Consider the following 14364-nt stretch of genomic DNA (forward strand, 5'->3'; position numbering starts at 1 on the left):
ATCCTTCTGGGAGAGGACGCTGCCGGCGCACGGCCCGTCGCGCCGGCAGCGTCGCCTTGTCGACCGGTCAGCGAACCAGCTCGGTCGCCTGCTGCTGGGCGCGGTCCAGCGCCGACTTCAGGTCGGCCTTGCCCTGCAACGCCGCGATCACGTTCTGCACGACCACCTTGCGGATGTCCGGCGTCTTGGCCTCGAATCCCAGGACGATCTGCGGCAGGCTGGTCTCGGTGAGCCCGTCGAAGACGGGGAGGAACGGGGTCGCCTTGAGCGACTCGGCGCTGCGCTGCGTGGTGGTGGCGACGCTGCTCGCGCCGAGGATCTCCTGCAGCTTGACCTGGTTCTGCGGCTCCAACGCCCACTTGATGAAGGTGGCCGCCTCGTCCTTGCCCTCGCTCGCCTCGTTGATCACGATCGGCGCCAGGATCGCGCCCTGCTTGCGGACCGGGAACGGGATGGGCGCGACGGTGAAGTTCAGCTTCGCGTTCTGGCCGCGGGTGGCGGTCACGTAGCCACCGTTGTTGAGTTCCATGCCGACCTTGCCCTCGGCGAACATCCGCCGGAAGGTCGCGGCGTCGGCACCACGCGGGATGACGTTGGCGTCGTAGAGGTCCTTGTACGCCTGCAGGCCCTTGAGGTTCTCCGGCGAGTTGATGGTCAGGTTCTTGCCGTCGGACCACGCGCCGCCGAAGCCGTAGACGTAGTTGAAGATGTCCTGCCACACGCCGGCCTCTTCGGCCTCCGTCTGCCGGAACGCCAGGCCGTAGACGTCACCCTTGGTGAGCGACTTCGCGGTGGAGGCGAACTGCTCGTAGGTGGACGGCGGCGTCGGGATCAGGTCCGCGTTGTAGAACATCGCGTAGTTCGACGCCTCGAAGATGAAGCCGTGCCGCACGCCGTCGTGGACCATGAACTGGTCCGGCTGCTTGAGCAGGTCGTACTTGCCGGCGTCGACGAGCTTGTCCAGCGGCGCGACGAGACCGGCGTCCGAGGCGGCCTCGAACTCGGGCATGTCGAAGCGGACCAGGTCCGGCCCCTTGCCACTGCCCATCTGGGTCAGCACCGTCTGGCCGAAGGTCGGGTACGGCACGGCGGCGGCCGACACCTGGACCTTGTCCTGGCTGCTGTTGAACTCGTCGAGCCACTTCGTCAACTGGGGCCCGCGGCCCGGGTCGCCGAAGGTCGACGCGGCGAAGGTCAGTTTGGTGACGCCGTCACTTGAACCACCGTCGGAGCCGCAGCCGGTCAAGAGGGCGGCAACCAGGCCGAGGGCACATGTCGCACCGGCAACGAATCGAGCGCGTTGATTACCCATAGTTACTCCACTGTTACGCATCAGCGTCGTACCGATTAAATTGCAACGATCGTAGCGTCATGTGCAACGGTGTCAAGTAGCGATTGCGCATCGCGTGAACTATATTGCGCATTACGCAATGGCAGCGACGGCGTTCCGCCGCCGCACCGAGGGGAGACAGTGCCTTGGCGCAATCGATTCGCCGCGCGATCGACCTCATCCGTCGATCTGCGGAGCACCCGCTGTCGCTCACCGAGGCGGCGGACGTGCTCGGCGTCCACAAGTCCACGGCCCTGCGGATCCTGCAGACACTGGAGGCCGCCCGCTTCGTACGCCGCACCGGCGCGGGCACCTACGTGCTCGGTAGCGGAGTCATCGAACTGTCCGAACTCGCGCTCGGCTCGATGGACCTACGCCAGTTCGCCGCCGCACACCTGCGGGCGCTGCAGCGCGAGACCAGCCACACCGTGCACCTGGCACAGCTGACCGGCGACGAGATCATCTACATCGACAAGGTGGACAGCCCGGCGTTCGACGCCGTCAAACTGCCGTCCCGCGTGGGGCGCGCGGTCTCGATCTACGCCAGCGCCGTCGGTAAGACGATCCTGGCCTACCTGCCGTCGGGGGAGCGCGACCGTCTCCTCTCCCACGTCGTGTTCGAGAAGTTCACCGACACCACCTTCGCCGACCACGGATCGCTCGAAGCCGAACTGGCCCGCATCCGCGAGCAGGGTTGGGCCACCGACAACGGCGAACACGACGCCTACGTCAGATGCGTCGCCGCACCCATCAGGGACTCACGAGGACAGGTCATCGCCGCCGTCTCGATGACCGCCATCGAGGTCATCGCGAGCCTCGACAGGTTGAAGCAGGCCCTTCCCCTCCTACTGGAGACCGCGAACCAGATCTCGTCCGAGCTGGGATACACACGGTCAGCCGACGCGGGCGACGGCGAACGACTACTCGGCTCACCCCACTGACGCGCCACCGGCCGGAGGTGCTGTCGATCGCTGACCGACGGTCCGGCCGCGCCTCGCAATCGGGTTGTCCTGAGTCGGCACGCGGGTGACCATGGTCGGTATGGCGGGAAACCGGGTGTGAGATCCCCACTTCAGGGCGGCATGCCGCTCAGGGACGCGGTGGTCGGTGCCGTCGTGGAGATCGCCTGCGACGAGTCCGGGTTCTCCGGCACCAATCTGCTGCGCTCGACCGCCCCGGTGATCACGCACGCGAGTGTCGACCTGACCGTCGAGGAGGCCGTCGCGCTCATCAGCACACTGCGCTCGGGCTTCCGGTTCTCGCCGTACGAGCTGAAGTCCGGGCGGTTCCTGCGCGGCTCGGGTGCGGACGAGGCCCTGGGATGGCTCCGGACGGCGCTGACCGGCCGCGCCCACGTCCACGTGATCGACAAGGAGTTCTTCCTCGTCACCCGGATCGTCGATCTCCTGCTGGCCGAGCCGACGTACGCGGCCGGCACCCGCCTGGCCACTGAGCACCGCCCGGCCGCTCTCGCCCTGCACGACGCCGGGCACTCGGCCGGAGGCGACTGGGACGCCTTCCTGACCGCGTTCGTCGACTGTGTCCGGATGAAGCGGAGGCTTCCCGTGCACCAGACGGTGCGGCGGTTCTTCGAGGCCCGCGACGCCCTGCTGGAGCGCGACCTCGGACCCGCGGCCCACGACGTCCTGCGCGGGCTCAGCCCGAGCCACGTACGAGCTGTGCTGTCCAGGCTCGACAACGACGACCGGTCCGTCCCGCCACCGCTGGAGCCGCTGCTGCCGGCGCTGGCGGAGACGGTCCTGTCCTGGAGCGGTGGACGGCGGCAGGTGCTGGTGACCCATGACGAGCAGAGTGCCCTCACGGCCGATCGGTTGACCCGCCTGCAGCGGATGTTGGCCGACCGCAGCACCTGGGCGGCAGGGACCGACCCGGCCGGGGCGTTACCGGACGGAGTATCACCGCTGGCGGGGCTGGTGATGGTCGACTCCCGCGACGACCCGCGCGTCCAGGTCGCGGACCTCCTCGCCGGGGTGGCCCGACGGATGCCGGGAATCATCGACGACGCCCTGCGCCAGCCGCCTCCGACGCCACCACGCACCGAACGATGACCCGCGCCGCTCACCCGCGAGCGGCGAAACCGTTCACGGCGGGGCCACACATATCGACGAGAGGTGTAGTCCGCGTTCCCCGGGGGCAAGAACCCGCGCATGGAACGAACGGCGGGAGGCGGGGAGCGACTGCTCGGCCAACGGCATCGGCCCGGGAGATCGGCCCGGGAAGGGTTGGCGACACGACGGCCCGCAGACCTCACGCGATGCGCCTGACGCACAGCCTGCCCGCGGTGGCGCTCGGCGCGGTGGCACTCGGTGCGGCAGTGGGTGCCGACCCCGCCCACGCGCATCAGCCGTCCCCGCCCGGTCTCCGCGCGGCGGATGCCGCCGCGTCTCCCACCATGGTCTCGGCGTTGCTGCCGCGCGTGGTCGAGTCACCCCTGGCCGTCGCCCTACCGTTGCCATCGGCCGTCCCGCTACCGCTACCGTCCGACATCCCCCTGCCGTCGCCCTCGGCAGTCCCCCTGCCGTCGTCCGTCCGGCTGCCGCTACCGGCGGTTCCGCTGCCCTCGACGTCGGTCGAACCCTCCGATGTGATTCCCGAGTTGCCGCCTCGAGCGCCCACGCCGGCTTCGCCCAGCGCCCGCGCGGCGTCCCGCTCGACCTCCCCGGCTGCCCGACCGACCCGGTCGTCGTCGCCGTCACCGTCGCCGTCACCGTCACCGTCACCGTCGAACTTTCCGCCAGCGACGGTGACGCGCGGCGGCTTCCACGACACCGTCGGCGGCCGACCCCGGCCGGGAGGCCGGGCGCGAGCGGCGGTGGTCGCCGCTGCGGCGTCGACGCCGGGCCCGCCCGCACGCCCCGATCCGGGGCCACCGGCATTCGTGTTGGCGCTGGCCACCGCACCGAGCGGCCTCGGCGCCAACGGTGTCGACGCGCCGACGTCGGCTGCCGAACCCCCACCGCCCATCCCGCCTCCCTCCCGAGGGTTCACCGTGGCCGCCGTCGACCTGCGCGCCACGAGCCGGCCGGTGGAGCGCGGGCCACCACCGCCCCAACGACTCCTGATCACTCAGCCGCGTCCACGACGTTGATCAGGAGAGGTCATGGAGATAGCCGTCATCTGGATCCCCGCGGACATCGAGCCGTCGGAGCCCGCCGTCGCAGTGTGTCTCTCGCACCTTCGGCAACACGACTACCGGTTGAAAGGAATCGTCCGGGCACCCTGGGAGACCGTCGAGCAGAAGATGGTCGATGGTGAAGTGGACGTGGTCGTCATCGCCGACCTCGCCCACCTTCCGCCGGACCGGTCACCCCGGATCGAGGTAGCCGGCGCGTCGACGTCCGAATCCGACTGACACCGACCATGCGCCCCGTCCACCCGTGGACGGGGCGCATCGCGTCCGGGCACCGGCGAAAGTCCGGCGACATCGGCGACCGTTCCCGTCAGGATGGCCGGTATGGACGAGGTCGAAGTCGTCGTCGCCCACCGGCAGCGGGCGACGCTCCGCGTCGGCGACGTGTTCCTCAAGGTCGATGGAAACCCGGCGCACGCCGACGTCGAGATACGGGCGATGGCAATGGCACCGATTCCGACCCCGGCGATCCTCTGGCACGAGCCGCCCGTGCTCGCCATCGCCGCCGCGCCCGGCCGGGCGCTCGGCCTCCTCGGCGAACCGTCGCCCGCGTCGCCCGCAACGTGGGCTGCGGTGGGTGCCGCCGTACGGAGGCTGCACGACGCGCCGCTGCCGCCCTGGCCGGGACGCCGGCTCGAGGACGTGGCAGCCGAGCTCGACAGCGAGTGCGCGTGGCTGCTCGCCAACGCCGTGCTGCCCGCCGAGGTGATCCGTCGCAACCGCGAGATCGCCGAGGTCGCGCTGCGGCCGTGGAACCCGGTTTTCGTCCACGGCGATCTGCAGATCACCCACGTGTTCGTCGACGGTGACGAGGTCACCGGCGTCATCGACTGGTCCGAGGCGGCCCCCGGTGATGGCATGTTCGACCTCGCCACCCTGACGCTCGGGCACGAGGAACGCCTGGACGACCTGCTTGCCGGCTACGGCGCCGGCGCGGACCGGGAGGTGATCCGCGCCTGGTGGTCACTGCGCAGCCTGGTGGCGTCGCGCTGGCTGATCGGGCACGGCTTCGATCCGGATGCGCCGGGGTGCGAATTCGACGTGCTGAGATCCCGGATGCGGGATCGGTAGAGGAGTCACGTCAGCGGTGTGGGCAGGGTCGCCTCGAACCGCGTCACCCACTATGGTCAGTTCCATTATGAGACTTACTGCTTTCTGGCGCTGGTGGGGCGCCGGCACGACGAGTCACCTCGGCTCGGCGGTCGGCGGGGTGGCCCTGCCGCTGACCGCACTGACCGTCCTGGACGCGTCGGCTTTCGAGATGGGTCTGATCACGGCGGCCGGCTACCTCGCGTACCTTCTGATCAGCCTGCCGGCCGGGGTGGTCGTGCAGCGGGTACCGCTGCGCGGCATGCAGGTGGCGCTGGACCTGGTCCGGGCCCTGGCCGTCGCGTCCGTCCCCCTGGCCTGGTGGTTCGACGCCCTGACGGTGACCCAACTGATCGCGGTCGCCCTGGTCGTGAGCTTCGCCAACGTGCTGTTCGACGTGGCCAACCAGACCTTCCTGCCGGAGATCGTGCCCGCGACGCAGTTGCAGGCGCGCAACAGCCTCAACTCCGGAACGCACGCCGTCACCCAGCTCGGCGGGCCCTCGGTGGGCGGCCTCGCGGTGCAGGTGCTGGGTGCCGTGCCGACGCTGTTCGTGGACGCCGTCAGCTACGTGATCTCCGCCGTGCTGCTGCGCACCCTCCCCGCCCGGCGGGTGCAGCGACCGGCCGAGCGTCCGCCGATGGTCACGATGATCCGGGAGGGCTGGCACTACGTGCTCCGCCACCCGATCATCGGGCCGGCCATGTGGGACGCCACCGCGACGAACTTCGTCAACGGCGCGATGCTCGCGCTCTTCCCGTTCTACCTGGTGCGTGAGCTGCACGCATCGCCGCTGCTGGTCGGGCTGCTCCTCGCCGCCGACGGCCTCGGCACGCTCATCGGCGCCGCGGTGACGACCCGGTTCACGCACCGGGTGGGCACCGCACGCGGCCTGATCATCGCGGCCTTCGTCGGCGTACCCGGCGCGCTCATCATTCCGCTCGGCACCGGCACCGCCGGCTACCTCGCCTTCGCCGCCGGCAACATCATCCTCGCCGTCTCCTCGGTGGTGCTCAGCGTGACCACCCGCACCTACCGGATGATCGCCAGCCCACCGGAACTCCTGTCCCGGGTGATCGCCACCGTCAAGTTCGTCTCCTGGGGCGCCATCCCCCTCGGGGGCCTGCTGGCCGGCATCCTGGCCGGGCCACTCGGTGCTCGTACCACCCTGCTGCTCTTCGGGGCGCTCACCGTGCTGTCCCCGATCATCTACCTGTCGACCCCGATCCGCCGGATGCGCGACCTGCCGCTCGACGCGGCTCCGAAGCCGGTCGAGGCCCCGGTGTGAGCCGCCCGTTCGTCGACACCTCGGTCACGAGCCGTCCGGAGATGCGGTCGGCTGAAGGCCCGGCCAGAACGGCCATTCCTCGAACGCCCGGCACCGCCCGTCCTCGGCGAACCGCATGATCCACAGGTCGCGGTACTCCTGGTCGACCGGGTCGCCGTAGCGGACCTCCTGACGCGACACCGCGGTGTCGCCCTCGACCGCGACGATGTCGCTGGTCATCTGGAACACCTCGTCGGGGCCCTTGCGCTGCTTCTCCCACATCTGCGCGATGGCCGGCAGGCCGACGACGGGCGTCCAGTACGGCCCCTGCTGGTAGCTCGCATCCTCGGTGAAGAGGGTGACCAGGTCGTTGGTGCCCGGCGTCCGCCACACCCGCTCGTAGGCGGCGAGCCACTCGCTGACGTACTTCCTGTCCATGGACATCACTGTGCCATTCGGCGGACGGCGGACCAGCCGGAACCGACAGGCAGCCCGGAACCGACAAGCCGCAGGTCACCGGGGGCCGACTCCGACGTAAGCTGCTCTGGTGACCGCGACGACGCCCACCGACCCGGTGGTGGCCGAGGTGATGGCCGAACTGGCCGCACTGGAGGACCCCCGCACGCGCGAGGTGAACGCGAAACACGGTGACGATCACGGTGTGCACCTCGGCGAGCTTCGTGCGCTCGCGAAGCGGCTGAAGACGCAACAGGAACTCGCGTGCCGGCTCTGGAAGACCGACGACACCGCGGCGAGACTGCTGTCGATCCTGATCTGCCGCCCCAGGGCGTTCGGGCGTGCCGAGCTGGACACGATGCTGCGCGAGGCACGCGCGCCCAAGGTGCACGACTGGCTCGTGAACTACGTGGTGAAGAAGAGCCCGCACTCCGAGGAGCTACGCCTGGCCTGGTGTGCTGATCAGGATCCGGTGGTCGCGAGTGCCGGCTGGGCGCTGACCACGGAGCGCGTGACGAAGAAGCCCGAGAGCCTCGACCTCCCGGGACTGCTCGACGTCATCGAGAGCGAGATGAGGGACGCGCCGGATCGCCTCCAGTGGGCGATGAACCACTGCCTGGCCCAGATCGGGATCGAGCACGCCGCGTACCGCGCTCGCGCGATCGACATCGGCGAACGCCTGGCGGTGCTCAAGGACTACCCGACCTCCCCGGGGTGCACATCCCCGTACGCGCCAGTCTGGATCAACGAAATGGTACGTCGAGCGCACGCCTGAGCAGGGCTTCGTCCGCGTGCACGATGGTGTAGAGCCCCGTCGAGGCCTTGACACACATCGATGTTAACGCGAACATTGGTTCGCCACCTCGACGTAACACCATCGTCATGTCTCCCTCGCCCACTCACGCTTCTTCCTGGCGGGATGCCGTCGGTCGACCGTCCCCGGGTGGCGTCGTTCGGACGCTCACCAACCGCACGGAGGACAGATGTCGCTGCCACTCCCCCGCACCGGTCCGGTCCTCTGCCCAGCAGTTCGTTCCGCGCCAGCCGGCCGCCGCCCCGGACGCCTACGGTCGGTGGTGGCGGCCGCGTTGGTGGTGCTCGCCGTGTCGGCCGGGCTGCCGGTCGGCGGGCCGGCGCAGGCCGCACCGGCCGTGAACTACACCAACCCCCTGGTCAACCAGCGGGCCGATCCGCACATCTTCCGGCACACCGACGGCTACTACTACCTGACCGCGACAGTGCCGCAGTACGACCGGATCGTGCTGCGCCGGGCGACCACCCTGCAGGGGCTGGCGACGGCGGCCGAGACGACGATCTGGACCCGGCACACCAGCGGGGAGATGGGCGCCCACATCTGGGCGCCGGAGATCCACTTCATAAACAACAGGTGGTACGTCTACTTCGCCGCGGGACGCACCGACGACGTGTGGCGGATCCGGATGTACGTGCTGGAGAACGCCAACGCGAATCCGCTGAACGGGTCGTGGACCGAACGCGGCCGGATCACGACACCCTGGGACACCTTCAGCCTCGACGCCTCGACCTTCGTCGTCAACGGGGTGCGCTACCTGACCTGGGCACAGCAGGAGCCGGGCATCTCCACCAACTCCAACGTCTACCTCGCCCGGATGGGCGCCAACCCCTGGCAGATCACCGGCACGGTGACCCGGCTCGTCGTGCCGACGTACGACTGGGAGACCCGCGGCTACCGGGTCGCCGAGGGGCCGGCGGTGATCCAGCGCAACGGCCGCGTCTTCCTGACCTACTCGGCCAGCGCCACCGACGCCAACTACTGCCTGGGGATGCTGACCGCCTCCGTCACCGCGAACCTGCTCGACGCCGCCTCGTGGAGCAAGAGCCCCACCCCGGTGTTCGCCAGCAACGCGGCCACCAGCCAGTACGGCCCCGGCCACAACTCGTTCACCGTCTCCGAGGACGGGCAGAGCGACATCCTCGTCTACCACGACCGCAGCTACCGGGACATCAGCGGCGATCCACTGAACGACCCGAACCGGCGGACCAGACTGCAGAAGCTGTACTGGAACGCTGACGGCACCCCGAACTTCGGCATCCCGGTGCCCGACGGGGCCACCCCGGTCCGGCTGCGGGCACACGACCTGAACGGCAGCTTCGTACGGCACTACGACTACCGGGCCCGCATCGAGCCGAACGTCACCAATCTGGCCGACTCCCAGTTCCGCATCGTCAACGGCCTCGCCGGCGGCGGCTCGGTGTCGTTGGAGTCGACCAACTTCCCCGGCTACTACCTGCGTCACCGGGGCTATGCGCTGTACGTCGAGAGGAGCGACGGGTCGTCGCTCTTCGGCAACGACGCCAGCTTCCAACGGCGACCCGGCCTGGCCGCGAGCGACGGCCTCTCCCTGGAGTCGCAGAACTTCCCCGGGCGGTACGTGCGCCACCGCGACGGGCTGCTCTACCTGGAGCCGGTGAGCTCGACAGCCGAGCGTGGCTCCGCCACCTTCCACCTCGAATAGCCACCCACCAGGCAGGAGAACCCATGCCTCTCTTCACCAGAAGGCCGTCCACCGCTGAGCCGGTCCGCCGTGCGGGGCGTACCGGCCTGGTGCTGGCCATGATCACCGCGCTGGTCGGCGCGGCCGCCGCCGTGCTGGTCGCCGCGCCGCCGGCAGCGGCGGCGACCATCGACACCAACGCCTACTACGTCCTGGTCAACCGGCACAGCGGCAAGGTGCTCGACGTCCGGGACACCTCGACGGCGGACGGCGCGGTGATCCAGCAGTGGTCCCGTAACGACGGCGCGTGGCAGCAGTTCCAGTTCGTCTCCTCCGGGAGCGGCTACTACCGCCTCAAGGCCCGGCACAGCGGAAAGGTCGTCGACCTCTGGGAGTGGAACACCGCCGACGGTGCCGAGTACCGGCAGTGGCCCGACACCAACGGCACCAACCAGCAGTTCCAGGTCCTCGACTCGGACGGCGGCTACGTGCGGCTCATCAACCGCCACTCCGCCAAGGCGCTGGAGGTCTGGGAGCGGTCCACCGCCGACGGCGGCCGGGTCAGTCAGTACGCCGACCTCAACGGCCCGAACCAGCAGTGGCAGCTGGTCGCCGTGGGCGGCGGCAGCACACCACCCACAACCGGCTGCGGCAGCGGGTCGACGAACGCCGAGGCCGTCCTGAACGGGAGCACCTGGACCGCCCGCAACGGCTCGTCGACCGTCTACTCGGGTTCGGACATGTTGTCGGCCATGCAGGCGGCGGTCAACTCGCTGTCGGCGGGTCGGACGTCGAAGCAGCGGGTAGTGGTGCGCGGCTCCGGGTCGGTGAGCGCGGGTTCGCGGTTGTCGCTGCCGTCGTACACGACCCTGGCGGTGTGCGGCACGATCAACGTGACCGGCTCGGGGTCGGGCGACCAGGCGCCGGTCTACTCGCGCGGCACCACCGACGTAGAGGTGCAGAACCTGACGCTGACCGGGTCGCCGCTGTACGGGATCTTCATGCGCAACGTGAACAACCTGACCCTCGGGCAGATCGACATGCGGCTCTCCTCCGGCCTGGGCATCCGCATCGACAACCACGGTGGGGACCGGGCGGTCAAGGTGCGCAACATCCGCATCGACACCGTCTACGTGTCGGGGACCGGCACCCACGGCGTGGAGACGTACGGGGTGGACGGCCTGACCATCGGCACGGTCACGGCACGGAACACCAGGGACTCCGGCCTGCTGCTCAACGACACGATCAACGCCACGGTGGGCACCGTCGACGCGCAGAACGCCGGGGCCGGCACCGGCTACGCCGCGTTCCGGATGGCCAACCGCAACGGTCGGGTGGGCAGCTCGTACCCGACCAACATCCGGGTCGGGACCGTGATCGCGTCCGGCGGTGGCCGGGGGATCTTCTGCGTGTCCGAGTCCGGTGGCGCGGTCATCGACCGGGTGACCATCTCGAACACGGGGAACAACTCGATCCTGGTGGAGAACTGCTACAACGTCGTCATCGCCGGGGTGTCCGGCACAGTGACGGGTGGCGGCGAGGTGAGGATCGCGTCGCGGACGGAGTTCCCGATCTCCTCCGGCATCCGGTTCCAGAACCTGACCGTCAGCGGCACCAACATCACCCAGAACCCCTGCGGTGGCGCCAACAACACGATCAGCAACGTCACGCGGATCAACTCGACGCTGACCTGGTGTTGACGCCCACCGGCGTGCCGCCCGCCGCGGATCCGCGGCGGGCGGCACGGTCGGCTGGTGGCCTCAGGAGACGACCACGTCGCGGTAGTAGTAGCGCAGGATCGCCTGGTAGGTCCGGCCCTCGTTGGCGAGGTCACGGGAGCCGTACTGGGACAGCCAGTCCCCGTCCACCCAACCACCGCAGGCGGTGGTCGTCGCGCAGTAGTGCGCCCGCAGGATGTTGCCGCTCCGGGTCAGCCGGGTCGACCAGGTGCGGTCCACCGCTGAGGACGTCGAGGCCTGCGCCGACGACGGCCGATAGACCTGGTCCCCGGTGTCGTCACGGACGTCGTAGCACTGTCCGCCGGGAGTCTTGCGGGTCGAGTGCAACGCCCAGTACCAGGCGTAGCTCTTGACGGCCACGGCACCGGCGTCCAGCGAGGCGTTCGGCCAGCTCGTGATCCACTCGTTCGGGAGGACGTTCTTGACGTACGTCTTGAAGTCGACCCGGTCGACGCGGCCGAGCCCGACCCGGTAGACCAGGATGGTGCTCGGCAGCTTGCTGTTGGTGCCGTCGGTGCTGCATCCCGTCGGTCCGCTCAGCAGTTCGTGCGAGGCGTTGTTGTTCTTCAGCGTGGCGTTGAGGTTGCCTTTCGCCCCGGACGCGAAGTCCTGGCTCGCACCGGCGAAGTTGCTGTTGAAGTAGACCCGCACGGTCTTACCGGTCCGGTTCCACACCGACGCGGCGTTGTTCTTCACGCACAGGCCCTTGCCGTTGCCCGCGCCCTTGAATTCGTAGCAGGTCGGTTGGGTCGTGCCGTAGTCGTCCAGGGAGTCGGTGAAGTCGGAGACCGAACCGGCCTGGTTGCTGTTGTAGTAGTAGCAGAACTCGCCGCTGTCGCAGGTTCCGTCCCGTGCGGCTGCCGCTGCCGGCGAGGCGACACTCAGGATGGAGGTGGACATGGCGAGGACGGCGCCGACGGCGGCGAGGCCCTTGCGGAGATTCACGGTGTCCTACTTCTCGTTGTAACCCTGGGAGTTCCAGAACGCGGTCGGGTCGGCGTTGTCCAGGGTGGGGTCGCCGACGCTGACGGCCGCGTGGGTCTGCCGGCCGGCCCGGACCTCGACGTGGGTGTGCGCGGCCGAGCTGGAGGACACCCCGTGCCACGACTCGTCGGCGATGATCTGGCCCTTGCTGATGGCGTCGCCCACGCCCACCCCGGACCTCGGCGCGGTGTGCAGGTAGATCACCGTCTTGTTGAGCGAGGAGTTGTAGACGGAGATCGTGGACAGGCCGCCGCTGCCGGTGTTGCCCCGCGCGACGTAGGTGACCGTTCCGGAGACCAGGGCACGCACGTCCGACCCGACGCTGCGGGCGATGTCGATGCCCTCGTGCCGCCCGGGCGTGGTGGTGTACCCGTCGAAGGCGCAGGTGACCACGCCACCGCTGGCCTGGTACAGGGCGTACGACAGGTTCGTGCGCGCCGACGGCGAGAACTGGTGGGAGGCGTTGTTGTTCTTCAGCGTGGCGTTGAGGTTCCCCTTCGCGCCGGCCGCGAAGTCCTGGTACGAACCGGCGTACCCGCTGTTGTAGTAGACGCGTACGGTCTTGGTGCTGCGGTTCCAGACCGAGGCTGCCTCGTTCTTGATGCACAGGCCCTTGCCGGCGCCGGCGCCCTTGAAGTCGTAGCAGGTGGGCTGCTCGGTGCCGTAGTCGGCGAGCGATCCGGTGAAGTCCGAGATCGATCCGGCGTTGCCGCTGTTGTAGTAGTAGCAGAATTCGCCGCTGTCGCAGACCCCGTCACGGGCCGCCGCCGACGCGGGCGATGCGACGCTGAGGATCGAGGTGGTCGCGGCCAGCGCGACGCCGGCGGCGGCGAGGCTCTTACGGATGTTCATGGTGTCCTTTCCGAAACGGTGAGGGGGTGCGGGTCACTGCCCGCGCTGGTACTGCTCCCAGGTCCTGATCGGGATCCGGGGGCCGTCGTCGGGGCCCTGGTTGGCCAGGCCGTTCAGGCCGAGGTAGTAGTCCCCGACCTGGTGCTGCGCCGGGCTGGACAGGTCCGTGTCGTTGATCGCCGTGGCGTGGATGTGCCACGGCCAGTCGCCCTGACTCGGGTTGCGCACCCAGGCGGCGAAGCCGACCCGGCGGAGCGCTCGGGCCACGGCGGTGCGCTTGGCGGCGGTCATGCCGGTGACCGCGATGTCCACCACGCCACCGCCGTCGTGGGTGCCGGCCGAGGTCGGATCACCCCCGGGGTTGTACGAGCCCTGTTCGAGCACCAGGGCGTACCCGAGCAGACGTTGGGCCTCGGCCAGCATCGCCTGCGTACGGGCGTTGACGACGTACCCGTCGCGCTGGACCTTGGCACCCGGGCCGATCGGGTTGCCGACGGTGTACCGGTTCTGCCCGAGCTTGGTCAGCGACGTCGTGCCGGGCAGCCCGTTCGCGGCGAGGCCGGTGTAACCGAGCGAGCGCTGGTAGGCCGCGTACGCCGAGATGGTGACGGTGCCGAAGTAGCCGTCGACCCACTGCGCGTCGAGCAGGTTCCGGGCCTGGAGCGCCTGCTCGACGGCGAGCACGGAACTCTTCGCGCCCGGGGTCAGCGTGTCGTCGGCGCGGCGCGGGTCGATCTGGGCGGCCAGGACGGTGGCCTCCATGTTCACCACCGGCAGCGCCGCGGTGGTGACGGCCTGCTGGGCGGTGGCGTCGGGTGTCGCGGCCGATGCGTGGGCGGGGACGCTCGCCGCCACACAGAGCGCGGCGAGCCCGACGGTCAACCAGGGACGGCGCACTGTCGATCCTCCTCGTAGGTGATGAGTCGCGTTGGGACGGACATCACAGTGCGAGGAGGCACCTGCTGTTCGGTACCCCGTTGGCCTGTCAGATTCGTCAGGCCGTCGCCGACCTGGATGAATGC

General features: G+C 69.5%; 13 protein-coding genes. 8 read left to right on the top strand and 5 right to left on the bottom strand.

Annotated features, from left to right (window positions below; translation table 11 throughout):
• Window positions 1-67: 67 nt before the first annotated feature.
• Window positions 68-1150 carry a sugar ABC transporter substrate-binding protein gene (locus tag O7616_RS24395; RefSeq protein ID WP_282304132.1) on the bottom strand — a complete coding sequence of 361 codons (1083 nt, stop codon included), beginning with the start codon at window positions 1148-1150 and terminating at the stop codon, window positions 68-70.
• 326 nt (window positions 1151-1476) lie between these two features.
• Between O7616_RS24395 and O7616_RS24400 the strand changes: the two genes are divergently transcribed.
• From O7616_RS24400 to O7616_RS24420, 5 genes are all read left to right on the top strand, one after another.
• Window positions 1477-2271, top strand: a complete 795-nt coding sequence (locus tag O7616_RS24400) for an IclR family transcriptional regulator (RefSeq protein ID WP_282304133.1) — start codon at window positions 1477-1479, stop codon at window positions 2269-2271.
• A gap of 117 nt (window positions 2272-2388) precedes the next feature.
• On the top strand, window positions 2389-3399 hold the full coding sequence (locus tag O7616_RS24405) for a hypothetical protein (RefSeq protein ID WP_282304134.1): 1011 nt from the start codon (window positions 2389-2391) through the stop codon (window positions 3397-3399).
• A gap of 1052 nt (window positions 3400-4451) precedes the next feature.
• On the top strand, window positions 4452-4703 hold the full coding sequence (locus O7616_RS24410; protein WP_282304135.1) for a hypothetical protein: 252 nt from the start codon (window positions 4452-4454) through the stop codon (window positions 4701-4703).
• Window positions 4704-4805: 102 nt separating this feature from the next.
• Complete coding sequence (locus O7616_RS24415) at window positions 4806-5552, top strand: aminoglycoside phosphotransferase family protein (RefSeq protein WP_282304136.1); 747 nt, start codon at window positions 4806-4808, stop codon at window positions 5550-5552.
• Window positions 5553-5619: 67 nt separating this feature from the next.
• Window positions 5620-6858 carry an MFS transporter gene (locus O7616_RS24420; protein ID WP_282304137.1) on the top strand — a complete coding sequence of 413 codons (1239 nt, stop codon included), beginning with the start codon at window positions 5620-5622 and terminating at the stop codon, window positions 6856-6858.
• Between the two features lie 24 nt (window positions 6859-6882).
• Here O7616_RS24420 and O7616_RS24425 read toward each other — a convergent pair whose 3' ends face one another.
• Window positions 6883-7275: a nuclear transport factor 2 family protein gene (locus O7616_RS24425; RefSeq protein ID WP_282304138.1), complete on the bottom strand. Its 393-nt coding sequence runs from the start codon at window positions 7273-7275 to the stop codon at window positions 6883-6885.
• A 151-nt stretch (window positions 7276-7426) separates the two neighbouring features.
• Here O7616_RS24425 and O7616_RS24430 point away from each other — a divergent pair, with 151 nt between their 5' ends.
• From O7616_RS24430 to O7616_RS24440, 3 genes are all read left to right on the top strand, one after another.
• On the top strand, window positions 7427-8068 hold the full coding sequence (locus O7616_RS24430) for a DNA alkylation repair protein (protein ID WP_348773887.1): 642 nt from the start codon (window positions 7427-7429) through the stop codon (window positions 8066-8068).
• Window positions 8069-8369: 301 nt separating this feature from the next.
• Window positions 8370-9788, top strand: coding sequence for a family 43 glycosylhydrolase (locus O7616_RS24435; protein WP_282304140.1), 1419 nt, complete (start codon window positions 8370-8372; stop codon window positions 9786-9788).
• 23 nt (window positions 9789-9811) lie between these two features.
• A complete protein-coding gene (locus tag O7616_RS24440; RefSeq protein WP_282304141.1) occupies window positions 9812-11467 on the top strand; it encodes an RICIN domain-containing protein in 1656 nt (551 codons plus the stop codon).
• Between the two features lie 60 nt (window positions 11468-11527).
• Here O7616_RS24440 and O7616_RS24445 read toward each other — a convergent pair whose 3' ends face one another.
• Genes O7616_RS24445 through O7616_RS24455 form a run of 3 tightly spaced genes read right to left on the bottom strand, consistent with a single transcriptional unit; the run spans window position 11528 to window position 14239 of the window.
• Window positions 11528-12451 (bottom strand): SpoIID/LytB domain-containing protein, encoded by a 924-nt coding sequence (locus tag O7616_RS24445; protein WP_282304142.1) that lies wholly within the window; start codon window positions 12449-12451, stop codon window positions 11528-11530.
• A 6-nt stretch (window positions 12452-12457) separates the two neighbouring features.
• Window positions 12458-13342, bottom strand: coding sequence for a peptidase inhibitor family I36 protein (locus tag O7616_RS24450; RefSeq protein ID WP_282304143.1), 885 nt, complete (start codon window positions 13340-13342; stop codon window positions 12458-12460).
• A gap of 33 nt (window positions 13343-13375) precedes the next feature.
• Complete coding sequence (locus O7616_RS24455) at window positions 13376-14239, bottom strand: peptidoglycan-binding protein (RefSeq protein WP_282304144.1); 864 nt, start codon at window positions 14237-14239, stop codon at window positions 13376-13378.
• Window positions 14240-14364 lie beyond the last annotated feature (125 nt).

The sequence above is a fragment of the Micromonospora sp. WMMD964 genome (genome assembly GCF_029581455.1).
GTDB lineage: Bacteria > Actinomycetota > Actinomycetes > Mycobacteriales > Micromonosporaceae > Micromonospora.

Coding starts and splice junctions, on each gene's coding strand:
- O7616_RS24410 (WP_282304135.1), top strand. CDS start 4,452: ATGGAGATAGCCGTCATCTGGATCCCCGCGGACATCGAGCCGTCGGAG.
- O7616_RS24415 (WP_282304136.1), top strand. CDS start 4,806: ATGGACGAGGTCGAAGTCGTCGTCGCCCACCGGCAGCGGGCGACGCTC.
- O7616_RS24420 (WP_282304137.1), top strand. CDS start 5,620: ATGAGACTTACTGCTTTCTGGCGCTGGTGGGGCGCCGGCACGACGAGT.
- O7616_RS24425 (WP_282304138.1), bottom strand. CDS start 7,275: ATGGACAGGAAGTACGTCAGCGAGTGGCTCGCCGCCTACGAGCGGGTG.
- O7616_RS24430 (WP_348773887.1), top strand. CDS start 7,427: ATGGCCGAACTGGCCGCACTGGAGGACCCCCGCACGCGCGAGGTGAAC.
- O7616_RS24440 (WP_282304141.1), top strand. CDS start 9,812: ATGCCTCTCTTCACCAGAAGGCCGTCCACCGCTGAGCCGGTCCGCCGT.
- O7616_RS24450 (WP_282304143.1), bottom strand. CDS start 13,342: ATGAACATCCGTAAGAGCCTCGCCGCCGCCGGCGTCGCGCTGGCCGCG.